Raw genomic sequence first — 24157 nt, forward strand, 5'->3', positions numbered from 1 at the left:
TCCGCCCCGTCCCTCCGCCCTGTCTCTCCGCCCCGTCCCCCGGCTCGCGCCTCCGCTGCGGAGAGCGCAAGCCGACGGACGGGCCGCCCGGCTACTCCGGCTGGTGCTCCGGTCCCCCGAAGTCCGGGCTCGAGTAGTCCGGGCTGGAGTAGCTGGGCCGTGTGCCGCGGGCCGCCCCCTCCTCCGGGCTGGAGAAGCCCGGCCGTCCGTACCCCAGGTGCGGGATGCGGCCTGCCGGCGGGGGCGGTGCCGTGTGCTGCAGCGCGGAGACCGTCGCCGGGTCGGTGAGCGCGTCCCGCAGGAACGGCAGGATCCCCTGCTTCAGCAGGGCCTCGCGCCAGGCGTCCCTGGCCCGGGTCACCTCCCCGTCGAGTTCGCGGTACGGGCCGCCGAGCGCCGAAGGTTTGTTGCGCAGCGCGGTGAGCAGCAGGCCCACGGCGGCGACGAGGATGGCGACCGCCGTCACCGCGCCGAACACCCACCCCGTGGTGAGCATGGTCCGGGCGAACGCGGCGCCGGGATCGAGCATCCGCAGGACGTAGCCGACGAGCAGGAAGATCGCGGCCGCGGTTCCGGCCAGGACGGGTGCCAGCACGGCGACGACGGCGACGACGCCGGCCCCGGTGGCCTCTCCCATGGTGGCGGCGAGCCCCACCGCGTGCGTGCCCGGCTCGCTGGGGCCGGACTCGCGGACGGACGGGGTGGACGACGCCGGTGGCCGGCGCAGTTCCTCGCGGACCTTCACATAGTGCTGGTACTCGGTCGCCGCGGCCGCCGTGATGATCGCGGTGGCGTTGAGCGCCATCGTGCGCAGTTGTTCCGAGTTGAGCCGCTGTCCGACCGCGGCCAGTTCCGGGTGGTGTGGCGCGGAGCGCAGCGCCTCATCGAGAATCCGCTCGTATTCCTGGCGGTCCTCGCTCAGCAGGTGCTGCGGAACGCTGTTCATGTGCATCCCCCGATGCTCCGTAGGGCTTGGGGCTCGGCATGCTGACGAGCCGTCGGGCAGAAACGGAGGGGAGCCTGCTACGGATAAGCCGATGGTAGAGCGGTGACGGCGCGCGGTGACAGGGGGTTTACCGAAATTGGCACGTGCACGGTGCGGTTGCGGGCCGCACGGTCACGGCCCGCCGAACCGTCAGACGCCCAGCGGCAGTTGCTGGACCAGCAGTTTTCCGGCCATGGTGACCCCGCCGTCCATCGCGATGGCGAGTCCGTCGGCGTAGACATGAGGTCCGGTGACCACGGGGCCGCCGTCGTCCTCGCCGTCCTCGGAACCGACTTCGCCCGTCAGATACGGGATCGGGCTGTGGCCGTGAACGACCCGGGTGCCGCCGTACGTATCCAGCAGGGAGCGCACCGCGTCGGCGCCGCCCTCGTCACGGAAGGAGAACCGCTTGGTGAACTTGCGGAACAGGTCCCAGACCTCGTCGGCGTCATTGCGGGTGAGCGTCTCGCGGACGGTGTCGTTGACCTCTTCGATGGAGCGGCCGTAGTCGAGGTAGGCGGTGGTGTCGGAGTGCAGCAGCAGGTGGCCGTCGACCTCCTCGACGGCGTCGAGGCGGGCCATCCACTGCAGGTGGTGGTCCTGGAGGCGGTCCATGTCGGTCTTCTGCCCGCCGTTGAGCAGCCAGGCCGCCTGGAAGGTGGCGGTGCCCGCGCCGGAGTTGACGGGGGTGTCGCCGAACCGCTTGGCGCCGAGCAGCAGCAGCTCGTGGTTGCCCATGAGGGCCTTGCAGTAGCCGCCGGCGGCGGCGGCCTCGGCGGACAGCCGCATCACGAGGTCGATGACGCCGATGCCGTCCGGACCGCGGTCGGTGAAGTCTCCGAGGAACCACAGCCGCGCGGTGCCGGCGCACCACTGGCCCGCCGGGTCGAGCAGGCCCTGCTCCTGGAGGGCGGCCACCAGCTCGTCGAGGTAGCCGTGGACGTCGCCGACCACGTACAGCGGGCCCTGGCCGGTGGCGGGCTGCGGGGCGGGGACGGACGCGGGGTCGACGGTCACCTGAACAGTGTCACCCCGATTGATGACGGGGAGGTCCCGCTGGGTGGGTGTGTATCCCTCCGGGTAGGCCTCCTCGGCGAGCGGGACGACGTCGCCGGGGTGCGTGCTCTGGACGTACGGACCGGTCTCGTGGACATACGCGGGCACCCGGAAGTCGCGCAACGTCGCCGTCCGCTCCACCTCGGGTCCCTGACCGGCCCCCTGAGTCATCGACCCCTCCACCATCGCGCCGCTCCTGCACCGCGTCGGACTGCCTGGTCGCAGCGGCCCGCGGTGTCGTGGGCCCATCATAGGAATGCGGATCGCGCCGTGTGATGACCCAGGGGTGGTGAATCGGGGCGAGACTCCGGTTCACCGTGGCTTTCGCCCCGTTTGGGTGGGTCTTCGGCGGCCCTGGTCGCACACCTTACGCCGCTGACCGGTCCGTCCTCTTCCGGGAGCCCGGCCCGTTTCTCCCGGAGGGGTGCCCGGGAAACACCCTCGCGTCCCCTCTCCGGAGACGGAACCGTTCCTGCGGAGCCCGGACCCGTCCGTACGAGACCCTCCCCCGGAAGCGGAGCCGGGGTGCCGCCCCGACGCCGTTCCGGAAGCGGATCCGGCGCCGCCCCAAGTGCCCCGGATTCCGGCCTCGGCGTGCGTGACACGCCTTCTTCCGAGGCGCGACCGGTCGCCGAAGCCGCCGCTCTCCCCTCCGGAAGCGGAAGCTCCACGCTCCAGGCCGCGACACGCCCTGCCGGGCCCTGCGACATGCCCCGCCGGACCCTGCGACATGCCCTGCCGGGCCCTGCGGCACGCCCCGCCGGGCCCCTTGCGTCACTCCCCCTTCGGAGACCTCGGCGGACTGACCGTCGTACGGGGCGGCCGCCGCTGCGAGGAGGTCCGCACGATCAGCTCGGTCGGTATGACCTGCTCCACCGGCTGGTCCGAGTCGACCCCCTCGATGGCGTCGATGAGCAGCTGGATCACCGCCGTGCCGATGCGGCGCGGTTTGAGGGAGAGCGTGGTGACGGGCGGTTCGGTGTTGGCGTAGACCGTGGACTCGCTGCAGCAGACGAGCAGCAGGTCGTCCGGGACGCGCAGGCCGTAGCGGCGGGCGGCGGCGAGCAGATCGGTGCCGTTCGGATCGAACAGGCCGTAGACGGCGTCGGGCCGGTCGGGGCGGGCGAGCAGCCGGTCGGCGGCGACGGCACCCGCACACGGATCGTGCGCCGGGTAGGCCTCGTAGACCGGGTCCTGGCCCACGCGCTCGCACCAGCGCAGGTACGCGGTGGTCGACAGGTGGGTGTACGTGTCGGTGGTGGTGCCGGTGAGCAGGCCGATGCGGCGGGCGCCGGCCTCGGCGAGGTGGTCGAGGATGCCGAGGACGGCGGCCTCGTGGTCGTTGTCGACCCAGGCGGTGACCGGCAGCGAGCCTGCCGGACGGCCGTCGGAGACGACGGGTAAGCCCTGCCGGACCAGTTCGCTGACGACCGGGTCCTGGTCGGAGGGGTCGATGACGACCGTGCCGTCCAGGGCGACGTTGGACCACACGTCGTGGCGGGAGGTCGCGGGCAGGATGACGAGGGCGTAGCCGCGGGCGAGCGCGGCGGAGGTGGCGGCGCGCGCCATCTCGGCGAAGTACGCGAACTCGGTGAAGGTGAAAGGTTCATCCCCGTACGTCGTCACGGTCAGGCCGATGAGCCCGGACTTCCCGGTGCGGAGCGTTCGGGCGGCGGCCGAGGGGCGGTACCCCAGTCTGTCGGCCACCTCGCGGACGTGGCGCCGGGTGGCGTCCGGGAGCCTGCCCTTGCCGTTGAGGGCGTCGGAGACGGTCGTGATGGAGACTCCGGCGGCGGCGGCCACGTCCCTGATGCCCGCTCGACCCGGCCGGCTGCCTCGGCGTGAGGTTTCCGCGCGGCTCACCTGGTGCTTCCCTGCTGCTGTCATGGCGAGCCGATAGTAGGGCTCATGCGGCGGGGTAGGGCGGACGCATATGCACGCGTTGACAGGCACGTTTCTGCATGATCATTAAAGCCCAATTGCCTTGGAAATAAAGGTAGTTGAACGTTCCAATGCCAAGACCTGACGTGTGGGTGCATGCGGACCTGCCGAGGGTGTGATGTTGCGAAGAGGTCTCAACTCACCTGCACGGGGGATGCGCGCCACGGCGTAAGCCAGGGGCGCGTAGATATATGTACGGCACGCCCCTGGCCCGCACGTCATTCGTACACCTTCGGGCTACGTTGCCCTTGTTGCCACTGTGACGGACGGGGCCGGGAAGCAGCCGCCGCTCCTCTACGCGGCGGCGCCGAATCCTCATAAGGTGAGCAGTATTGGATGTCGGCGGCGGACACGGGTGCCGCCGGTCTTCGCGAGGAGGACTGCGGTGAGCGAGACGAGCCCCAAGCTGCGCGCCGAGCTGGAGGGGATCCCCACGTACAAGCCGGGCAAGCCGGCGGCGGCGGCCGACGGACCGGTGGCGTACAAGCTGTCCTCCAACGAGAACCCCTACCCGCCGCTGCCCGGCGTGATGGAGACCGTGACGGCCGCGGCCTCCTCCTTCAACCGGTACCCGGACATGGCCTGTACGGCGCTGCTGGCCGAGCTGTCCGAGCGCTTCGCGGTCCCGGCCTCCCACCTGGCCACCGGCACCGGCTCGGTCGGTGTCGCCCAGCAGCTGCTGCAGGCCACGTCGGGCCCGGGCGACGAGGTGATCTACGCCTGGCGGTCCTTCGAGGCGTACCCGATCATCACGCAGATCAGCGGTGCCACCTCGGTCCAGGTGCCGCTGACCCCGGGCGATGTGCACGACCTGGACGCGATGGCCGGGGCGATCACCGACCGGACCCGGCTCATCTTCGTCTGCAACCCCAACAACCCGACCGGCACGGTCGTACGGCGGGCCGAGCTGGAGCGCTTCCTCGACCGGGTGCCGAGCGACGTCCTGGTGGTGCTCGACGAGGCCTACCGCGAGTTCATCCGGGACACCGAGGTGCCGGACGGCGTCGAGATCTACCGCGAGCGGCCCAACGTCTGCGTCCTGCGGACCTTCTCCAAGGCGTACGGCCTGGCGGGGCTGCGCGTCGGTTTCGCCATCGCCCACGAGCCGGTGGCGGCGGCGCTGCGCAAGACGGCGGTACCGTTCGGGGTGAGCCAGATCGCGCAGGACGCCGCGATCGCCTCGCTGCGCGCCGAGGACGAGCTGATCGGCCGGGTCGGCTCGCTGGTCTGTGAGCGCAACCGCGTGATGGGGACGCTGCGGGACCAGGGCTGGACGGTGCCCGAGACCCAGGCCAACTTCGTCTGGCTGCGGCTGGGGGAGCGCACGGCGGCGTTCGCGCAGGCGTGCGAGCAGGCGGGTGCGGTCGTCCGGCCGTTCCCCGGGGAGGGTGTGCGGGTCACGGTCGGCGAGACCGAGGCGAACGACATCTTCCTGAAGGTGGCGGAGGGCTTCCGCAAGGAGCTCTGACCGGCGCGTACGTCCAGGCGGCCGACGGCTTTCCCGTCGGCCGCCTTCGTGTGTGCCGGAAGGGTGCGCGAAGGGGCCGACGTCACAGGGGACCCCCCTTCCGGGTCTGAAAAACAGTAGGTCATAATTGCTTGTGAATGTGAACGCGTTCACAAGCGCATCCCGTTTTCGTCCGAGATGTCGAGGGACGAACGGGACCAAGCGGCCGCCGCGACCACGGCGAAGTAAGGAGCGACGACGTGGATCTGGCTCTGGCGCCGGAGACCCTGGCGCGATGGCAGTTCGGTATCACCACCGTCTACCACTTCCTCTTCGTTCCCCTGACGATCTCGCTCGCCGCCCTCACCGCGGGGCTGCAGACCGCCTGGGTGCGCACGGAGAAGGAGAAGTACCTCAGGGCGACGAAGTTCTGGGGCAAGCTCTTCCTGATCAACATCGCGATGGGTGTGGTCACCGGCATCGTGCAGGAGTTCCAGTTCGGCATGAACTGGTCCGACTACTCGCGGTTCGTCGGTGACGTCTTCGGTGCCCCGCTCGCCTTCGAGGCCCTCATCGCCTTCTTCTTCGAGTCCACCTTCATAGGCCTGTGGATCTTCGGCTGGGACAAGCTGCCCAAGAAGATCCACCTGGCCTGCATCTGGATGGTCTCGATCGGCACCCTGCTGTCGGCGTACTTCATCCTCGCCGCCAACTCCTGGATGCAGCACCCGGTCGGCTACCGGATCAACGAGGAGAAGGGCCGCGCCGAGCTCACCGACTTCTGGCTGGTGCTCACCCAGAACACCACGCTCAACCAGGTCTTCCACAGCTTCTCGGCGGCCTTCCTGACCGGCGGCGCCTTCATGGTGGGCATCGCCGCCTTCCACCTGATGCGGAAGAAGCACATCCCGGTGATGCGGACCTCGCTCCGGCTCGGCCTGGTCACCCTGGCGGTCGGCGGCCTGTTCACCGCGATCAGCGGCGACACCCTCGGCAAGGTCATGTACGAGCAGCAGCCGATGAAGATGGCCGCGGCCGAGGCCCTCTGGGACGGCGAGAAGCCGGCGCCGTTCTCCGTGTTCGCCTACGGCGACGTCGACAAGGGGCACAACAAGGTCGCCCTGGAGATCCCCGGCCTGCTGTCCTTCCTCGCCCACAGCGACTTCGAGTCGTACGTGCCCGGCATCAACGACACCAACGAGGCCCTCCGGGAGAAGTTCGGCCCCGGTGACTACAAGCCCATCGTCCCCGTCGCCTACTGGGGCTTCCGCTGGATGATCGGCTTCGGCATGGCCTCCTTCTCGCTCGGCCTCCTCGGCCTGTGGCTCACCCGCAGGAAGTTCCTGCTGCCGGCCGCCCACCGCACCGGGGAGGACGAGGTCCCGCGCCTGGTGCTGCTGAAGCAGCCGCTCGGTTCCCGGCTCACCCGGCTGTACTGGCTCCTGGCGCTGTGGACCATGGCGTTCCCGCTGATCGCCAACGCCTGGGGCTGGATCTTCACCGAGATGGGCCGACAGCCCTGGGTGGTCTACGGCGTGATGCGGACCGAGGACGCGGTCTCCCCCGGTGTGTCCACGGCCGAGGTCGTCACGTCGATGTCCGTCTTCACCCTGCTCTACGCCGTCCTGGCTGTCATCGAGGTCAAGCTGCTCGTCAAGTACGTCAAGGCGGGCCCGCCCGAGCTCAGCGACTCCGACCTCAACCCGCCCACGAAGCTCGGCGGCGACGTCCGTGACGCCGACAAGCCGATGGCCTTCTCGTACTAGGCCGAGGGAGCTGCACCGTCATGGAACTGCACGACGTCTGGTTCGTACTGATCGCCGTCCTGTGGACCGGCTACTTCTTCCTGGAGGGCTTCGACTTCGGGGTCGGCGTCCTCACCCGGCTGCTCGCCCGCGACCGGGCCGAGAAGCGGGTACTGATCAACACCATCGGCCCCGTCTGGGACGGCAACGAGGTGTGGCTGCTCACGGCCGGCGGCGCGACCTTCGCCGCCTTCCCCGAGTGGTACGCCACGCTCTTCTCCGGCTTCTACCTGCCGCTGCTGGCCATCCTGGTCTGCCTGATCATCCGCGGTGTCGCCTTCGAGTACCGGGCGAAGCGGCCGGAGGAGAACTGGCAGCGCAACTGGGAGACGGCGATCTTCTGGACCTCGCTGATCCCGGCCTTCCTGTGGGGCGTGGCCTTCGGGAACATCGTGCACGGCGTGAAGATCGACGCCGAGTTCGAGTACGTGGGCGGCGTCCGGGACCTGCTCAACCCGTACGCGCTGCTGGGCGGCCTGGTCACGCTGACGCTCTTCACCTTCCACGGCACGGTGTTCACGGCACTGAAGACGGTCGGGGAGATCCGGGAGCGGGCACGGAAGCTGGCCCTGCGCGTGGGTCTGGTCACGGCCGTACTGGCGTCGGCCTTCCTGCTGTGGACCCAGGCCGACCGCGGCGACGGCACCAGCCTGATCGCGCTGGTCGTGGCGGTCGCTTCCCTGGTCGCCGCCCTGACGGCGAACCAGGCGGGACGTGAGGGGTGGGCGTTCGCCCTGTCCGGCGTCACCATCGTGGCCGCCGTGGCGATGCTCTTCCTGACGCTGTTCCCGAACGTCATGCCGTCCACGCTGGACGCCGACTGGAGCCTGACCGTCACCAACGCCTCCTCCAGCCCCTACACCCTGAAGATCATGACCTGGCTCGCGGTGATCGCCACTCCGGTGGTGCTGCTCTACCAGGGCTGGACGTACTGGGTGTTCCGCAAGCGGATCGGTACCCAGCACATCGCCGATCCCGTGCACTGAGGTGTGTTTCACGTGAAACCAATCGACCCGCGCCTTCTCCGCTACGCCCGCGCCACCCGTGGCTTCCTGGTGGCGGTCGTCGGTCTGGGTGCCGTCGGCGCGGTGCTGGTCATCGCCCAGGCCATGCTCATCGCCGAGATCGTGGTGGGCGCGTTCCAGGACGGACTGTCCGTCGGCGCGCTCGGCACTCCCCTGCTGCTTCTCGTCGTCGTGGCGGCCGGCCGCGGGCTGGTCGGCTGGCTGACCGAGCTGGCCGCGCACCGGGCGAGCGCCGCGGTGAAGTCGGAGCTGCGGGGGCGGCTGCTGGAACGGGCGACGGCGCTGGGGCCGGGATGGCTGGACGGTCAGCGCACCGGATCGCTGGTCGCCCTGGCCACCCGGGGAATCGACGCCCTCGACGGCTACTTCTCGCGCTACCTCCCCCAGCTGGGACTCGCGGTGGTCGTCCCGGTGGCGGTGCTGGCACGGATCGTCACCGAGGAGTGGGTCTCGGCGGCGATCATCGTGGGCACCCTGCCGCTCATCCCGGTCTTCATGGTGCTGATCGGCTGGGCCACCCAGTCCCGGATGGACCGGCAGTGGCTGGTGCTGTCCCGGTTGTCCGGCCACTTCCTGGACGTCGTCGCCGGACTGCCGACGCTGAAGGTCTTCGGACGGGCCAAGGCCCAGGCGGAGTCGATCCGCCGGATCACCGCCGAGTACCGGCGGGCGACCATGCGGACGCTGCGCATCGCCTTCATCTCCTCCTTCGCGCTGGAACTGCTCGCCACGCTCTCGGTGGCGCTGGTCGCGGTGACGATCGGCATGCGGCTCGTCCACGGCGAGCTGGACCTCCACACCGGCCTGATCGTCCTGATCCTGGCGCCCGAGGCCTATCTGCCGCTGCGGCAGGTCGGCGCCCAGTACCACGCGGCCGCGGAGGGGCTCGGGGCGGCCGAGGAGATCTTCTCGGTACTGGAGACGCCGGTGCCCGCGCCGGGGACGGCAGCGGTGCCGACGGGCGCCCTCGCCTTCGAGGACGTGACGGTCCGCTATCCGGACCGGTCCACGGACGCGGTGACGGACGTGTCCTTCACCGTCGCCCCCGGGGAGACGGTCGCGCTCGTCGGACCGAGCGGCGCGGGCAAGTCGACCCTGCTGAACGTGCTGCTCGGGTTCGTCCGCCCCACCGGGGGCCGGGTGCGGATCGGGGGAGCCGATCTGGGCGGGCTCGACCTCGCCGAGTGGCACGCCCGCGTCGCCTGGGTGCCGCAGCGGCCGCACCTGTACGCCGGGACGATCACCGAGAACGTACGGTTGGCCCGGCCCGACGCGGACGACGACGCCGTGCGGCGCGCCCTGCGGGACGCCGGGGCGCTGGAGTTCGTGGACGCGCTGCCCGACGGCGCCGAGACCGTGCTGGGCGAGGACGGAGCAGGGCTGTCGGCCGGGCAGCGGCAGCGGCTCGCGCTGGCCCGCGCGTTCCTCGCGGACCGGCCCGTCCTGCTGCTCGACGAGCCGACGGCGGCGCTGGACGGCGCCACCGAGGCCGATGTCGTGGCGGCGGTACGACGACTGGCCGTCGGCCGGACGGTGCTGCTCGTGGTGCACCGGCCGGCGCTGCTGGCCCTGGCGGACCGGGTGGTGCGGCTCGCCGAACCGGCTCCCGCGGCCCCCGGGGAGTCCCCGCGCCGGGAGGTCCGCATCGCGACGGCCGTCGAAACGGCCCCCGGAGCGGACGGCGGACCCGCCGGGCACGAAGACGGACCGGTCCCGGGCGGTGTCCTCGACCGCGTCCGTGCCCTGTCCGGCGCCCGGCGGGGGAGGATCACCCTCGCGCTGCTGCTCGGCACCCTCGCCCTGGGCAGTGCCGTCGGGCTCATGGCGACCTCCGGGTGGCTCATCTCCCGGGCCTCGCAGCAGCCGCCCGTGCTGTACCTGATGATGGCCGTGACGGCGACCCGCGCCTTCGGTATCGGCCGGGCCGTGTTCCGCTACGCCGAGCGGCTCGTGTCGCACGACGCCGTACTGCGCATGCTGGCCGACACCCGGGTCGCGGTGTACCGACGCCTGGAGCGGCTGGCGCCCGCCGGACTGCGCGGTGTCCGCCGGGGCGACCTGCTCTCCCGGCTGGTCTCCGACGTGGACGCGCTCCAGGACTACTGGCTGCGCTGGCTGCTGCCGGCCGGTGCGGCCGTCGCCGTCTCCGCCCTGTCCGTCGGCTTCACCGCCTGGCTGCTGCCCGAGGCGGGCGCCGTGCTCGCGGCCGGGCTGCTCGCGGCGGGCGCCGGTGTGCCCCTGCTGACCGGTGCCGTGGCCCGACGCGCGGAACGCAGGCTGGCACCGGCGCGTGGCGTCCTCGCGACCCGGGTGACCGATCTGCTCACCGGCACCGCGGAGCTGACCGTCGCCGGTGCCCTGCCCGCGCGGACCGCCGAGGCGCGCCGGGCCGACGGCACGCTCACCCGGATCGCCTCGCGCGCCGCCACCGCCACCGCGCTCGGTGACGGGCTCACCGCACTGATCTCCGGACTGACCGTCGCGGCCGCCGCGCTCGTCGGCGCCCAGGCCGTGGCCACCGGCCGGCTGGACGGTGTGGCCCTCGCCGTCGTCGTCCTCACCCCGCTGGCCGCGTTCGAGGCCGTCCTCGGGATGCCGCTCGCCGTGCAGTACCGGCAGCGGGTGCGCCGCAGCGCCGAGCGCGTGTACGAGGTCCTGGACGCCCCGGCCCCCGTACGGGAACCGGAGGCGCCGCGGCAGGCGCCCGCGTCGCCGTTCCCGCTCGTGGTCAAGGGGCTGGCCGCCCGGCACCCCGGGCAGGACCGGGACGCGCTCGCCGGGGTGGACCTGACGCTCGAGCGGGGCCGCCGCATCGCGGTGGTCGGCCCCTCCGGATCGGGCAAGACGACCCTCGCGCAGGTGCTGCTGCGGTTCCTGGACCCGGGCGCGGGCTCCTACACACTGGCCGGGGTGGACGCGTACGCCCTGGACGGCGACGACGTACGGCGGCTGGTCGGACTGTGCGCGCAGGACGCGCACCTCTTCAACAGCTCGGTACGAGAGAACCTGCTGCTCGCCAGGAAGGACGCGACCGAGGACGAGCTGCGCGACGCTCTTCGCCGGGCCCGGCTGCTGGAGTGGGCCGACGGCCTGCCCGACGGGCTCGACACGTTCGTCGGCGAGCACGGGGCGCGGCTGTCCGGCGGACAGCGGCAGCGGCTGGCGCTCGCCCGTGCGCTGCTCGCGGACTTCCCCGTGCTGGTGCTGGACGAACCCGCCGAACACCTCGACCTGCCGGCCGCCGACGCGCTCACCGCCGATCTGCTGGCCGCCACCGAGGGGCGTACGACGCTGCTCATCACCCACCGGCTGGCCGGCCTGGAGGAGGTGGACGAGGTCGTCGTGCTGGACGGGGGCCGGGTGGTGCAGCGCGGGCCGTACGACGAACTCGTGGCTACGGCGGGCCCGTTGCGGGCGATGGCACGCCGGGAGGAGCGGGCCGGACTCCTGGCGGCGGCCCGTTGACCCCGACGGACCTCTCCCGTGTGACGGGACGTCAAGCTCCCGGGAGAATACCGCTGTTCGGCGGTATCTCTGGTCCGTCCGGGGGCGCGTGGTCCCCCATGTGTACGACATGAACAGGACCGTGCGCCGGGGCGGGGTCCAGGATCGCAGTCATGCGCTTCACCCGCCGCCATCCGCTGCTCACCGCCGTGCTGCTGTGCGCGCTCGCCGTGCTCGCCGCCCGGCCCGCCGACGGCGACGGCGCCCACGCCCCCGGTCACGGCTCCACGTCCGGCATCGGCGCGGAAGTGGCGCGGCTGTACGAGGAAGCGGCGGCGGCGACGGAGCAGTACGAGACCGGCCGACGCGAGGTCGAGGAACAGCGGGCCAGGGCACAGCGGCTGGAGGAGCGGCTCGACCGCGAGCGACGGGAGATGGCCGGGCTCCACGAGGACCTGGGCCGGATCGCGAGCTCCCAGTACCGGGACGGCGGCGGGCTGCCGCTCACCGCGCACATGCTGCTCGCCGACGACCCGGAAGAGCTGATGCGCGGTCAGCGGGTGGTGTGGCAGGCGGAGGTGTCGCTCGACAAGGCGATCGGCAAGAGCGAACGGGCCGAGGCCCGGCTCGCCCGCGACGAGGCGAAGGCCGCGGCGGCGTGGAAGAGGCTGGAGAAGCGGAACACGGAACTCGCCGTCCTGCAGCAGGACATCGAGCGGAAGCTCGAAGCGGCGCGGTGGAAGCTGCAGGGCCAGGCGGACGCCTCCGTCGCGGCCGGCGCCTGCCGCGGCGCGGTCCGCCTCGACCAGCCGGAGACGCGGTTCACCACCCGCTGGGTGGCGCCGGTGGAGACGTACGAACTGTCCGCCTCCTACGGCAGCGGCGGCGCCCGGTGGGCGAACCGGCACACCGGGCAGGACTTCGCGGTGCCGATCGGCACGCCGGTGCGGGCCGTGGGCTCCGGGAAGGTGGTGAGGGTGTCCTGCGGGGGCGCCTTCGGCATCGAGATCGTGCTCCGGCACGCGGGCGGCTACTACACGCAGTACGCCCACCTCGCCGCCGTCGCCGTCGACCAGGGGGACCGGGTGTCGCCCGGGCAGTGGATCGGTCAGTCCGGCACCAGCGGCAACTCCACGGGCCCGCACCTGCACTTCGAGGTGCGGGTCACACCGGAGATGGGGTCGGCGGTGGACCCCGTGCCGTGGCTGGCGCGGCACGGGGTGTCGCTCTGAGCGGCTACGGCCGCTCGTTCAGCAGCCGCTCGATGACCACGGCCACCCCGTCGTCGTTGTTGGCGACCGTGCGGCCCGAGGCGGCGGCGATCACGTCCGGGTGGGCGTTGCCCATCGCGTAGGAACGTCCGGCCCAGGTCAGCATCTCGACGTCGTTCGGCATGTCACCGAAGGCGACGACCTCCTCGTGCGAGATGCCCCGCTCGGCGCAGCACAGGGCGAGCGTGCTGGCCTTGGACACGTCGGGGCCGCTGATCTCCAGCAGGGCGCTGGGGCTGGAGCGGGTGACGTTGGCCCGGTCGCCGATGGCGAGCCGGGCCAGGGTCAGGAAGGCGTCGGGGTCGAGCCCGGGGTGGTGGGCGAGGATCTTGAGCACCGGCTCGCCGGCGGTGTGGGAGTCCGGAGCCAGCAGCTCCTCGGCGGGAGCGAGCGTGTCCGGGACCTCCATGTGCAGCTTCGGATACGCCGGCTCCTGGTTGAAGCCGAAGGTCTGCTCCACGGCGTACACCGTGCCCGGTGCGGCCTCGCGCAGCAGCCGTACGGCGTCCAGCGCGTTCTTCCGGGGCAGCTCGCGCACCTTCACGAACCGGTGCGCTCCGGGGCCGCCGTGCAGGTCGACGACGGCCGCGCCGTTGCCGCAAATGGCGAGGCCGTGGCCGTGGACGTGGTCGCTGACGACGTCCATCCAGCGGGCCGGGCGGCCGGTGACGAAGAAGACCTCGACGCCCGCCTCCTCGGCGGCGGCGAGCGCGGCGACGGTGCGCGGGGACACCGACTTGTCGTCGCGCAGCAGGGTGCCGTCGAGGTCGGTGGCGATGAGCCGCGGTCGAGTGGTGGCTGCCTGGGTCTCGGGCTGTCGGGTCGCTGAGGTCACCCGGTCATTGTCCCGCATATGCCCGCACGGCCGTGCGGGAGTGCGCACATCTGAGTGGTTACCGTCGTCACCAGCGGCCTCTTCCCGCACTCTGGGCCGGCCGGGGTCACCGCAGCTGCGCCGGCGCCTCCATGGCGATCCGTTCGAAGATCTTTTGGTCCGCGGCGAAGTCGGAGTCGGGGATGGGCCAGTGGATCACGATCTCGGTGAATCCCAGCTCGGCGTGGCGGCCCGCGAAGTCGACGAAGGCGTCCAGGGACTCCAGCGGACGGCCCCGGTCCGGGGTGAATCCGGTGAGCAGGATCTTGTCCAGCCCGGTCACGTCCCGGCCGAGCTCGGCGCAGGCGTCGGCCAGCTTCTCCGCCTGGCCGCGAATGGCCTGAACCGACTGTTCGGGCGTGCCGTCCTCGTACAGCCGGGGGTCGCCCGTGGTCACCCAGGCCTGCCCATGACGAGCCGCGAGCCGCAGTCCGCGCGGTCCGGTGGCCGCCACGGCGAACGGCAGCCGGGGCCGTTGCACGCAGCCGGGGATGGTGCGCGCCTCGTGCGCCGCGTAGAAGTCGCCCTCGTACGACACCGAGTCCTCGGTGAGCAGCCGGTCGAGCAGGGACACGAACTCGGCGAAGCGGTCGGCGCGCTCACGGGGTGTCCAGGGCTCCTGGCCGAGCGCCGTGGCGTCGAAGCCGGTGCCGCCCGCGCCGATTCCGAGCGTGACGCGTCCGCCGGAGATGTCGTCGAGGGAGATGAGTTCCTTGGCGAGGGTCACCGGGTGCCGGAAGTTCGGTGAGGTCACCAGCGTGCCCAGCCGCATCCGGTCGGTCACGGCCGCGGCGGCGGTCAGGGTGGGGACGGCACCGAACCAGGGGCCGTCCCGGAAGCTGCGCCAGGACAGATGGTCGTAGGTGTATCCCGCGTGGAAGCCGAGTTCCTCGGCACGCACCCACGCCGAACGGCTGCCCTCGTGCCAGCGGCGGTACGGGAGGATCACGGTGCTCAGGCGCAGACTCATGTCACCGAGCCTATGCGCCGCCGCAGGTTTCACGTGAAACGTCCCGCATTCGCGTCCGTCACCGTACTCGTGAGCTCAGCCAGGGGGTGAGGACGATCATGGGGATGAACTCCTTGTGCGTCCGGTCTCCGGGCAGCGGCACGATCAGGAAGTAGCCCGGAGGGAAACGCCGTGCCCTCACATACGCCAGCCCGTCGAAGAGGGAGCGAAGGAAGGCCGGCACGTCGTCGCGGGGGATGTCGGGGCACTCCACGCCCTCGACGTCGATCAGCGCGTCGTCCTCGGGGTAGAGCCGCACGCTCACCCGGGGCAGGCCGCCGAACTCGATGCAGGCCTCGTGGGGGAGGGAGCCGTCGGGGTCGGTGATGACGCCCACACCCGCCGCGGTGCGGCGCGAGGTCTGATCCGCGCCGATGTCATGGGTGACCTCGATCTCGCGCTCATAGGTGTCCGCGAGCGCACGGAGGACGGTGACGGCGGCCTCGGTGCTGGGCAAGTGGTCCATACCACCGATCATGGCATCAGTGGCTGCCGGGGAAACGCAGATACCGGCTCGGCACGGCCCGGGTCAGCCACACGCCGTTCGCGCTCACGTGGAAGACATGGCCGTCCCGGTGCATGGCGGCCGCGTCCACGGACAGGACGACCGGGCGGCCCCGGCGGGCGCCGACGCGGGTCGCCGTCTCGCGGTCGGCGGAGAGGTGCACGTCGTGCCGGTTCATGGGCCGCAGCCCCTCGGCGCGGATCGCCTCCAGGTTCCGGGCGACGGTGCCGTGGTACAGGTACGGCGGTGGGGTGGCCGGCGCCAGTCCGAGATCGACCTCGACGCTGTGGCCCTGGCTGGCGCGGATCCGGGTGCCCTCGACGGCGAAGCGCCGCTTGTCGTTGGCGGCGACGACGTGGTCCAGTTCCTCCCGGGTGAACCGGAAGCCGTGCGCGGACGCCGCCGCGATCAGCGCGTCGATCTCGACCCAGCCGCCTTCGTCGAGCGTGAGCCCGATCCTCCCGGGCTGATGGCGCAGATGCTTGGCGAGGTACTTCGACACCTTCACGGTGCGTCTTTCATCCATCCGTTCAGACTGCCGGGAGAGACGCGCATCACGCGATCGATTTAGCTCCGGAGGTTTGATCCACAAGCAAGTGCGGTTATCCACAGGGGAATTGACCTCTGCTGTGGACAACCGGCCTCACATCGACCGTCCTTGCCCGGACCACCCTCACATCGGCGGCTTCACCCGCGCGATCCTCCGCAGCGCCCCCGGCATCCACCGCGACAGCGCATACGCCGTCCGCGCCTCCGGGGTGACCGGCACCACCGCCTCGTCACGCACCACCGCCCGCAGGATCGCGGCGGCGACCTTCTCCGGCGGGTAGCCGCGCAGCCCGTACAGGCGCGCCGCCCGTTTCCGCAGCCGCCGCTCCTCCTCGGCGTCCACGCCCGCGAAGCGCGCGGTGGAGGTGATGGGGGTGTTCACGAACCCGGGGCACACCGCCGTCACGCCGATGTCCCGGCCCGCCAGTTCCGCCCGCAGGCACTCGCTCAGCATCAGCACCGCCGCCTTGGACGTGCCGTAGGCGGGCAGCGCCCTGGACGGCTGGAACGCCGCCGCCGAGGCGACGTTGACGATGTGGCCGCCCTGTCCGCGCTCGGCCATCCGCCGCCCGAAGAGCCGGCAGCCGTGGATCACCCCCCACAGATTGACGTCGAGGACCTCCTTCCAGTCCTCCGGGGTGGTGTCGAAGAAGGAGCCGCCCAGCCCGATGCCGGCGTTGTTCACCAGGACGTCCACCACGCCGTACTCCGTGGTGATCCGCTCGGCGAGCTTCTCCATGGCCTGTTCGTCGGACACGTCCACCGTCTCCGCCCAGGCCGCCGCTCCGCGACCGCGGGCCTCCCCCGCGGTACGGGCCGCGGCCTCCGCGTCCCGGTCGACCGCCAGCACGCGCGCGCCCGCCTCCGCGAACGCGAGCGCGGTCGCCCGCCCGATGCCGCTGCCCGCCCCCGTGACCAGGACCAGCTGCCCGCCGAAGCGGTCGGCGTACCGGCCCGGAGCCGTCACCTCCGGCCGGCCGTCCTCCACGGACGCCACGAACTCACCGATCCACGTCGCCAGCAGGTCGGGCCGGGTGCGCGGCACCCAGTGCCGGGCCGGCAGCGTCCGCCGGGTCAGCCGCGGCGCCCACCGCTCCAGCTCGTCGTGGAGCCGCTCCGAGAGGAACGCGTCCCCCAGCGGCGTGATGAGCTGCACGGGCGCGTGCGCGTAGGCGTCCGCGCGCGGGCTGCGCAGCCGGGGCCGCACGTTGTCCCGGTAGAGCCAGGTCCCGTGCGCCGCGTCCGACGGCAGGGACGAGGTCGGGTAGCCGCCGCCGGGCACCTTCTCGACGCGCTCCAGGATCCGCGGCCAGCACCTGCCCAGCGGGCCGCGCCAGGCGAGCTCGGGCAGCACGGGCGTGTGCAGCAGGTACACGTACCAGGATCTGGCGCCCTGGCCCAGCAGCTGGCCGACCCGGCGCGGGGTGGGCCGCTTCAGACGGCGGTTGATCCAGTGCCCGAAGTGGTCGAGCGACGGCCCCGACATCGACGTGAAGGAGGCGATCCGCCCCGCGGTGCGCCCGACCGTGACGAATTCCCAGGCCTGCACCGAACCCCAGTCGTGCCCCACCAGATGCACCGGCCGGTCCGGACTGACCGCGTCGGCGACGGCCAGGAAGTCGTCGGTCAGCTTCTCCAGGGTGAACCCGCCGCGCAGCGGACGCGGCGCCGTGGACCGGCCGTGGCCCCGGACGTCGTACGCCACGACGTGGAAACGCCCGGCGAGCCGGGACGCGACCTCGGACCACACTTCCTTGCTGTCCGGGTAGCCGTGCACCAGGACGACCGCCGGCCGCCCGCGCTCACCCAGCTCGGCCACGCACAGCTCGACCCCGCCCGTACGCACCCGGCGCTCCCGCGCCCCCGCCCACACCGTCCCCGACAAGCCGTCACCCCCTGCGGTCGTGACTGCGCTACGTGTCCGTAACGTGACACGAGCGAATCTCGCAGTCGGCCGGGGCCCCGTCAAGAGCGGCCTTCCCGGCTGTGGATAACTCCCCGGAAGGAGATTCCCCTACGGGCCCGTACAACTCCAGACGGACGCCAAGACGGCCCTCCGGTCTGACGACCGGAGTGGCACGGGTCACTACCGTCTGGGACGTGACTGTGATCGCGACCGAAAGCCTGAGCAAGCGGTTCCCCCGGGTGACCGCTCTTGACCGGCTCTCCGTGGACGTCGGGCCCGGTGTGACCGGACTCGTCGGAGCCAATGGAGCCGGCAAGTCCACACTGATCAAGATCCTGCTGGGTCTGTCCCCCGCCACCGAGGGCCGCGCCGAAGTGCTCGGACTCGATGTCGCCACCGAGGGCGCCGCCATCCGCGAACGGGTCGGCTACATGCCGGAGCACGACTGCCTGCCGCCGGACGTCTCGGCCACCGAGTTCGTCGTCCACATGGCGCGCATGTCCGGCCTGCCGCCCGCCGCCGCGCGGGAGCGCACCGCCGACACCCTGCGCCACGTCGGCCTGTACGAGGAGCGCTACCGTCCCATCGGCGGCTACTCCACCGGTATGAAGCAGCGGGTGAAGCTCGCGCAGGCCCTCGTGCACGACCCCCAGCTGGTCTTCCTGGACGAGCCCACCAACGGCCTCGACCCGGTCGGCCGCGACGAGATGCTCGGCCTGATCCGCCGCATCCACACCGACTTCGGCATCTCGGTCCTGGTCACCTCCCACCTGCTGGGCGAACTGGAACGCACCTGCGACCACGTCGTCGTCGTCGACGGCGGCAAGCTGCTGCGTTCCAGCTCCACCACGGACTTCACCCAGACCACCACGACCCTCGCGATCGAGGTCACCGACACCGACGAGCACCCGGACGGCACCCGCGCGGTGCGCGACGCGCTCCACGCGCGCGGGGTGACCGTCGAGGACGGCAGCGGACTGCCGGGCGCCGGACACATCCTGCTCCTCACCGCTCAGGGCGAGGACACCTACGACCTGGTCCGGGACGTCATCGCCGACCTCGGCCTCGGCCTGGTGCGCATGGAACAGCGCCGGCACCACATCTCCGAGGTCTTCACGAACAGCGACGAGAACAGTGACGGCAACAACGACGAGCAGCGGAAGGAGGCGGTCGGCCATGGCAGCTGAGCAGTCCATGCAGGCACCAGCCACTGCATCGGGTGACACCCGTATCCACAACATCGGCTACCGCTCCTACGACGGCCCCCGCCTCGGCCGCTCCTACGCCAGGTTCTCGCTGTACTCGCAGTCCCTGCGCGGCTCCTACGGCCTCGGCCGCTCGGTGAAGTCCAAGGTGCTGCCGATGCTGCTGTTCGTGGTGATGTGCGTGCCCGCCGCCATCATGGTGGCCGTCGCCGTCGCCACCAAGGCCAACGACCTGCCCGTCGACTACACCCGCTACGCGATCGTCATGCAGGCCGTCATCAGCCTGTACGTCGCCTCGCAGGCACCCCAGTCCGTCTCCCGCGACCTGCGCTTCAAGACCGTACCGCTGTACTTCTCGCGGCCCATCGAGACCGCCGACTACGTGCGCGCCAAGTTCGCCGCACTCGCCTCGGCGCTGTTCATCCTCACCGCCGCCCCCCTGCTGGTGCTGTACATCGGCGCGCTGCTGGCCAAGCTCGACTTCACCGACCAGACCAAGGGATTCGCACAGGGACTCGTCTCCGTGGCACTGCTCTCGCTGCTCTTCGCCGGCATCGGCCTGGTCATCGCCTCGGTCACCCCGCGCCGCGGCTTCGGCATCGCGGCCGTCATCGCCGTACTGACCATCACCTACGGCGCGGTCTCCACCCTCCAGGCGATCGCCGACGTCCAGAGCAGCGGCGACGCCATCGCCTGGATCGGCCTGTTCTCACCGATCACCCTCATCGACGGCGTGCAGTCCGCCTTCCTGGGCGCGACCTCCGCCTTCCCGGGCGGGGTGGGCCCGAGCAACGCCGAGGGCGTCGTCTACGTCCTCTTCACCCTCGGCCTGATCGCCGCCAGCTACGGCCTCCTGATGCGCCGCTACAAGAAGGTGGGCCTGTGACCACGCTCTCCATCGACCACGTCTCCCGCTGGTTCGGCAACGTGGTCGCCGTCAACGACATCACCATGACCATCGGCCCCGGAGTCACCGGGCTCCTCGGCCCCAACGGCGCCGGAAAGTCCACCCTCATCAACATGATGGGCGGCTTCCTCGCCCCCTCCACCGGCACCGTCACCCTCGACGGACAGCAGGTGTGGCGCAACGAGGCCATCTACCAGCACATCGGCATCGTCCCCGAACGCGAGGCGATGTACGACTTCCTCACCGGCCGCGAATTCGTCCTCGCCAACGCCGAACTCCACGGCTTGGGCGCCAAGGCCGCCCAGCGGGCGCTGGCCACGGTCGAGATGGAGTACGCGCAGGACCGCAAGATCGCCACGTACTCCAAGGGCATGCGCCAGCGCGTGAAGATGGCGTCCGCGCTGGTCCACCAGCCGTCGCTGCTCCTCCTCGACGAGCCCTTCAACGGCATGGACCCGCGCCAGCGCATGCAGCTGATGGACCTGCTGCGGCGGATGGGCGACGAGGGCCGCACCGTGCTGTTCTCCTCCCACATCCTCGAAGAGGTCGAACAGCTCGCCTGGCACATCGAGGTCGTCGTCGCCGGCCGGCACGCGGCCAGCGGTGACTTCCGCAGGATCCGCCGCCTGATGACGGACCGCCCGCACCGCTACCTGGTGCGCTCCAGCGACGACCGCGCCCTCGCGGCCGCGCTGATCGCCGACCCGTCGACGTCCGGCATCGAGGTCGACCACGCCGAGGGCGCGCTGCGCATCCAGGCCGTCGACTTCGGCCGCTTCACGGCCCTGTTGCCGAAGGTCGCGAAGGAGCACGGCATCCGGCTGCTCACGGTCTCGCCGTCCGACGAGTCCCTCGAGTCCGTCTTCTCGTATCTCGTCGCGGCGTAGGAGGCCGAAGATGTACGACCCCACAGTCGCCCGGCTCACCTACCGGGCCCTGCTCGGCCGACGCCGGGCCCTCATCCTGGGCGCCCTGCCCCTGCTGCTGATCGCGATCTCCCTGGCGGTGCGCGCCCTCAGCGGCGCGGACGACCAGACCGCGGCCGACGTCCTCGGCGGGTTCGCGCTCGCCACCATGGTGCCGATCATCGGTGTCATCGCCGGAACCGGAGCCATCGGCCCCGAGATCGACGACGGCTCCGTGGTGTACCTGCTGTCCAAGCCGATCAAGCGGCCCACGATCATCTACACCAAGCTGATCGTCGCCGTCGCCGTCACCATGGTGTTCTCGGCGGTGCCGACCCTGATCGCGGGCTTCGTCCTCAACGGCAACGGCCAGCAGGTCGCCGTCGCCTACACCGTGGCCGCGCTGGTCGCCTCCATCGCGTACGCGGCGCTCTTCCTGCTGCTCGGCACGGTCTCGCGGCACGCGGTGGTCTTCGGACTGGTCTACGCGCTGGTCTGGGAGGCGTTGTTCGGCTCCCTGGTGCCCGGCGCGCGCACGCTGAGCGTCCAGCAGTGGTCGCTGGCGGTGGCGCAGAAGGTCTCCGGCGGTGACCTGGTCACCTCGGACGTGAGTCTGACGACCGCGACGGTCCTGCTGGCCGCGGTCACCGTGCTGGCCACCTGGTACGCCGGGCAGAAGCTGCGCTCGCTGACGCTCGCCGGCGAGGAGTGAGACGTTCGCCCGCCGGTTTATTCGGTGGCGTCCGACTTGCCCGGCGGGCAGAGTGGTTGTGTCCGCATCGCCGGGAAAGTCCGGCGTCACCTGCTGGGAGAGGAGTGGGACGGTGTCCGTGCACGGCACGTCCCCCTTCTGTCAGGGCAGCCCGCGGCGGACTCCGGAGTCATCCCTACTGCTCCGTTGAGTCCGCCCGTACGGGGAGCTGCCCGGGGCGGCCGCTTCGAGCACGCGCATCTTTGTCGCGTGGGCCGCCCTTCCCTGCTTCCGCCTCTTCGGAGGCGGTGCTCCGAGTTGGGGCTGGGCGGGGTGGGTCGCGCAGCCCGGCGCTCACAGGGTGCCTCCCCCACTCTCGGCTTCGCTCGAGCGGGAGGTACCCCCACCGCCCACCCGTGCCGCCCTGCGGCACGACTGCCCGCAGTCAGGGCAAGAGGCGTTCCAGGACCGCCGCGATGCCGTCCTCCTCGTTCGAGGCCGTCACCTCGTCGGCCACCGCCCGCAGTTCCTCGTGGGCGTTGGCCATGGCCACCCCGTGGGCGGACCAGGCGAACATCGGGATGTCGTTGGGCATGTCGCCGAAGGCGATCGTCTCCGCGGCCTTCACACCCAGCCGGCGCGCCGCCAGGGACAGCCCCGTGGCCTTCGACAGGCCGAGCGGGAGCAGTTCGACGATGCCCTCACCCGCCATGGTGACGGTGACGAACCCGCCCGCCGCGCGGGTGGCCGCGTCGGCGAGCTCGTCCGAGGTCAGGTCCGGGTGCTGGATGTACAGCTTGTTCAGCGGTGCCGTCCACAGGTCCGACGCGTCCGTGAACGGCGTCGCGGGCAGCCCGCCCACGACCTCGTAACCGGGACCGACCAGCACCTCGCCGTCCAGACCGTCGCGGCTCGCCGCCAGGTGCAGCGGGCCGACCTCCGTCTCGATCTTCGCCAGCGCCACCCCGGCCAGCTGCCGGTCCAGCGTCACCGACGTCAGCAGGCGGTGCGCCCCGGCGTCGTACACCTGGGCGCCCTGACCGCAGACGGCGAGCCCCTCGTAGCCGAGGTCGTCGAGTATCGGGCGGGTCCACGGCACCGCGCGGCCGGTGACGACGATGTGCGCGGCGCCCGCCGCGGTGGCCGCGGCGAGCGCGTCACGGGTGCGGCGGGAGACCGAGTGGTCGTCCCGCAGCAGCGTGCCGTCGAGGTCGGTGGCGATGAGCCGGTACGGGAAGGTCGCGGGGGCGGTGCTCACTTGGTGACCGGCTCCAGGATCTCCCGGCCGCCCAGGTACGGACGCAGGACCTCCGGCACGCGCACGGAACCGTCGGCCTGCTGGTGGTTCTCCAGGATCGCCACGATCGTGCGCGGTACGGCGCACAGCGTGCCGTTGAGCGTGGCCAGCGGGCGCACCTTCTTGTCCTCACGGACGCGGATCGACAGCCGGCGCGACTGGAACTCGGTGCAGTCCGAGGTCGAGGTCAGCTCGCGGTACTTGCCCTGGGTCGGGATCCACGCCTCACAGTCGTACTTGCGCGCGGCCGAGGAACCCAGGTCGCCCGAGGCGACGTCGATCACGCGGAACGGCAGCTCCAGCGAGGTCAGCCACTGCTTCTCCCACTCCAGCAGCCGCTGGTGCTCGGCCTGCGAGTCCTCCGGGGCGACGTACGAGAACATCTCGACCTTGTCGAACTGGTGCACGCGGAAGATGCCCCGGGTGTCCTTGCCGTGCGAGCCGGCCTCGCGGCGGAAGCAGGGCGAGAAGCCCGCGTACCGCAGCGGCAGCCGGTCGGCTTCGATGATCTCGTCCATGTGGTACGCGGCCAGCGCCACCTCGGACGTGCCGACCAGGTAGAGGTCGTCCCTGTCCAGGTGGTAGACGTCCTGGGCCGCCTGGCCGAGGAAGCCGGTGCCCGCCATCGACTGGGGGCGCACCAGCGCGGGGGTCAGCATCGGCGTGAAGCCGGCGGCCGTGGCCTGGGCCATCGCGGCGTTCACCAGGGCGAGCTCGAGCAGCGCGCCGACGCCGGTCAGGAAGTAGAAGCGGGAGCCCGAGACCTTGGCGCCGCGCTCGACGTCGATGGCGCCGAGGAGCTGGCCGAGCTCCAGGTGGTCCTTGGGCGCGAAGCCCTCGGCGTCGAAGTCACGGATGCCGCCGTGCGTCTCCAGCGTGACGAAGTCCTCCTCGCCGCCGACGGGCACGTCGGGGTGGACGAGGTTGCTCAGCCTGAGCAGGAGCTCCTGGGTCTCGGTGTCGGCGGCGTCCCGTTCGGTGTCGGCGGCCTTCACGTCGGCCTTGAGCTGCTCCGCCCTCTTCAGCAGTTCGGCCTTCTCGTCGCCGGCCGCCTTGGGGATGAGCTTGCCGAGCGACTTCTGCTCGGCGCGCAGTTCGTCGAAGCGGACGCCGGACGACCTGCGTCGCTCGTCGGCAGACAGGAGGGCGTCGACGAGCGCGACGTCCTCTCCACGGGCGCGCTGCGAAGCACGCACACGGTCGGGGTCCTCACGAAGCAGGCGAAGGTCAATCACGCGGTCAAGGCTACCGGTGCGGTGTGACGCCTCACGACCCACTATTGCGGTGCGGCGGCGCACATTCCGTTATAGGTGGATTGCGCACAGTGTTCCGCAA

The 24157-nt window shown here is 71.4% G+C and carries 19 protein-coding genes; 9 read left to right on the top strand and 10 right to left on the bottom strand.

From position 1 onward, the window contains the following. Positions 1-91: 91 nt before the first annotated feature. The 3 genes from KUM38_RS08895 to KUM38_RS08905 form a co-directional block, all read right to left on the bottom strand. Entirely contained in the window at positions 92-952 is an 861-nt protein-coding gene (locus KUM38_RS08895) for a hypothetical protein (protein WP_217128754.1), read from the bottom strand. Positions 953-1135: 183 nt separating this feature from the next. After that, the gene (locus KUM38_RS08900) at positions 1136-2227 is read right to left on the bottom strand and encodes a metallophosphoesterase (protein WP_254396902.1); all 1092 of its coding nucleotides are present in this window, start codon (positions 2225-2227) and stop codon (positions 1136-1138) included. A gap of 588 nt (positions 2228-2815) precedes the next feature. Then, complete coding sequence (locus KUM38_RS08905) at positions 2816-3928, bottom strand: LacI family DNA-binding transcriptional regulator (protein ID WP_217128756.1); 1113 nt, start codon at positions 3926-3928, stop codon at positions 2816-2818. Between the two features lie 439 nt (positions 3929-4367). Between KUM38_RS08905 and hisC the strand changes: the two genes are divergently transcribed. The 5 genes from hisC to KUM38_RS08930 all read left to right on the top strand — a co-directional run bounded on the left by hisC (position 4368) and on the right by KUM38_RS08930 (position 12935). Further along, positions 4368-5450, top strand: coding sequence for a histidinol-phosphate transaminase (hisC, locus tag KUM38_RS08910; RefSeq protein ID WP_217128757.1), 1083 nt, complete (start codon positions 4368-4370; stop codon positions 5448-5450). A 239-nt stretch (positions 5451-5689) separates the two neighbouring features. Further along, a complete protein-coding gene (locus KUM38_RS08915; RefSeq protein WP_217128758.1) occupies positions 5690-7195 on the top strand; it encodes a cytochrome ubiquinol oxidase subunit I in 1506 nt (501 codons plus the stop codon). 20 nt (positions 7196-7215) lie between these two features. Further along, on the top strand, positions 7216-8220 hold the full coding sequence (gene cydB / locus KUM38_RS08920) for a cytochrome d ubiquinol oxidase subunit II (protein WP_217128759.1): 1005 nt from the start codon (positions 7216-7218) through the stop codon (positions 8218-8220). A 12-nt stretch (positions 8221-8232) separates the two neighbouring features. Further along, on the top strand, positions 8233-11724 hold the full coding sequence (gene cydD / locus KUM38_RS08925; RefSeq protein WP_217128760.1) for a thiol reductant ABC exporter subunit CydD: 3492 nt from the start codon (positions 8233-8235) through the stop codon (positions 11722-11724). A 152-nt stretch (positions 11725-11876) separates the two neighbouring features. Then, positions 11877-12935 carry a M23 family metallopeptidase gene (locus KUM38_RS08930; protein WP_217128761.1) on the top strand — a complete coding sequence of 353 codons (1059 nt, stop codon included), beginning with the start codon at positions 11877-11879 and terminating at the stop codon, positions 12933-12935. A 4-nt stretch (positions 12936-12939) separates the two neighbouring features. On the opposite strand, the gene KUM38_RS08935 is transcribed toward KUM38_RS08930, so the two are convergent. The 5 genes from KUM38_RS08935 to KUM38_RS08955 all read right to left on the bottom strand — a co-directional run bounded on the left by KUM38_RS08935 (position 12940) and on the right by KUM38_RS08955 (position 17796). Next, on the bottom strand, positions 12940-13827 hold the full coding sequence (locus tag KUM38_RS08935) for an HAD hydrolase family protein (protein ID WP_217128762.1): 888 nt from the start codon (positions 13825-13827) through the stop codon (positions 12940-12942). Between the two features lie 88 nt (positions 13828-13915). Next, complete coding sequence (locus KUM38_RS08940) at positions 13916-14818, bottom strand: LLM class flavin-dependent oxidoreductase (protein ID WP_217128763.1); 903 nt, start codon at positions 14816-14818, stop codon at positions 13916-13918. A 58-nt stretch (positions 14819-14876) separates the two neighbouring features. Continuing rightward, positions 14877-15323, bottom strand: coding sequence for a hypothetical protein (locus KUM38_RS08945; protein WP_254396903.1), 447 nt, complete (start codon positions 15321-15323; stop codon positions 14877-14879). A gap of 16 nt (positions 15324-15339) precedes the next feature. After that, entirely contained in the window at positions 15340-15888 is a 549-nt protein-coding gene (locus tag KUM38_RS08950; protein ID WP_217128765.1) for an RNA 2'-phosphotransferase, read from the bottom strand. Between the two features lie 147 nt (positions 15889-16035). Then, a complete protein-coding gene (locus tag KUM38_RS08955; RefSeq protein ID WP_254396904.1) occupies positions 16036-17796 on the bottom strand; it encodes an SDR family oxidoreductase in 1761 nt (586 codons plus the stop codon). Positions 17797-18017: 221 nt separating this feature from the next. Here KUM38_RS08955 and KUM38_RS08960 point away from each other — a divergent pair, with 221 nt between their 5' ends. From KUM38_RS08960 to KUM38_RS08975, 4 genes are read left to right on the top strand one after another with little or no spacing between them, the layout of a single operon-like run. After that, the gene (locus KUM38_RS08960; protein ID WP_308408934.1) at positions 18018-19004 is read left to right on the top strand and encodes an ABC transporter ATP-binding protein; all 987 of its coding nucleotides are present in this window, start codon (positions 18018-18020) and stop codon (positions 19002-19004) included. Further along, on the top strand, positions 18994-19908 hold the full coding sequence (locus KUM38_RS08965; protein WP_217128766.1) for an ABC transporter permease: 915 nt from the start codon (positions 18994-18996) through the stop codon (positions 19906-19908). Before KUM38_RS08960 ends, KUM38_RS08965 begins: the two co-directional genes overlap by 11 nt. Next, positions 19905-20816 carry an ABC transporter ATP-binding protein gene (locus KUM38_RS08970; protein ID WP_217128767.1) on the top strand — a complete coding sequence of 304 codons (912 nt, stop codon included), beginning with the start codon at positions 19905-19907 and terminating at the stop codon, positions 20814-20816. Before KUM38_RS08965 ends, KUM38_RS08970 begins: the two co-directional genes overlap by 4 nt. 10 nt (positions 20817-20826) lie before the next feature. Beyond that, on the top strand, positions 20827-21546 hold the full coding sequence (locus KUM38_RS08975; RefSeq protein WP_217128768.1) for an ABC transporter permease subunit: 720 nt from the start codon (positions 20827-20829) through the stop codon (positions 21544-21546). Between the two features lie 424 nt (positions 21547-21970). Here KUM38_RS08975 and KUM38_RS08980 read toward each other — a convergent pair whose 3' ends face one another. Together KUM38_RS08980 and serS are read right to left on the bottom strand one after the other, a co-directional pair. Further along, a complete protein-coding gene (locus KUM38_RS08980) occupies positions 21971-22783 on the bottom strand; it encodes an HAD family hydrolase (protein ID WP_217128769.1) in 813 nt (270 codons plus the stop codon). Continuing rightward, positions 22780-24057: a serine--tRNA ligase gene (serS, locus tag KUM38_RS08985; RefSeq protein ID WP_217128770.1), complete on the bottom strand. Its 1278-nt coding sequence runs from the start codon at positions 24055-24057 to the stop codon at positions 22780-22782. Before serS ends, KUM38_RS08980 begins: the two co-directional genes overlap by 4 nt. Between the last annotated feature and the right edge of the window lie 100 nt (positions 24058-24157).

It is taken from the genome of Streptomyces sp. AC558_RSS880, assembly GCF_019049255.1.
Classification (GTDB): Bacteria; Actinomycetota; Actinomycetes; order Streptomycetales; family Streptomycetaceae; genus Streptomyces.

Bases quoted from the DNA above. Each gene is read 5' to 3' on its own strand.
- KUM38_RS08895 (WP_217128754.1), bottom strand. From the start codon at position 952: ATGCACATGAACAGCGTTCCGCAGCACCTGCTGAGCGAGGACCGCCAG.
- KUM38_RS08950 (WP_217128765.1), bottom strand. From the start codon at position 15,888: ATGGATGAAAGACGCACCGTGAAGGTGTCGAAGTACCTCGCCAAGCAT.
- KUM38_RS08940 (WP_217128763.1), bottom strand. From the start codon at position 14,818: ATGAGTCTGCGCCTGAGCACCGTGATCCTCCCGTACCGCCGCTGGCAC.
- cydB (WP_217128759.1), top strand. From the start codon at position 7,216: ATGGAACTGCACGACGTCTGGTTCGTACTGATCGCCGTCCTGTGGACC.
- KUM38_RS08945 (WP_254396903.1), bottom strand. From the start codon at position 15,323: ATGGACCACTTGCCCAGCACCGAGGCCGCCGTCACCGTCCTCCGTGCG.
- KUM38_RS08965 (WP_217128766.1), top strand. From the start codon at position 18,994: ATGGCAGCTGAGCAGTCCATGCAGGCACCAGCCACTGCATCGGGTGAC.
- KUM38_RS08930 (WP_217128761.1), top strand. From the start codon at position 11,877: ATGCGCTTCACCCGCCGCCATCCGCTGCTCACCGCCGTGCTGCTGTGC.
- KUM38_RS08935 (WP_217128762.1), bottom strand. From the start codon at position 13,827: ATGCGGGACAATGACCGGGTGACCTCAGCGACCCGACAGCCCGAGACC.
- KUM38_RS08900 (WP_254396902.1), bottom strand. From the start codon at position 2,227: ATGGTGGAGGGGTCGATGACTCAGGGGGCCGGTCAGGGACCCGAGGTG.
- KUM38_RS08905 (WP_217128756.1), bottom strand. From the start codon at position 3,928: ATGACAGCAGCAGGGAAGCACCAGGTGAGCCGCGCGGAAACCTCACGC.
- KUM38_RS08975 (WP_217128768.1), top strand. From the start codon at position 20,827: ATGTACGACCCCACAGTCGCCCGGCTCACCTACCGGGCCCTGCTCGGC.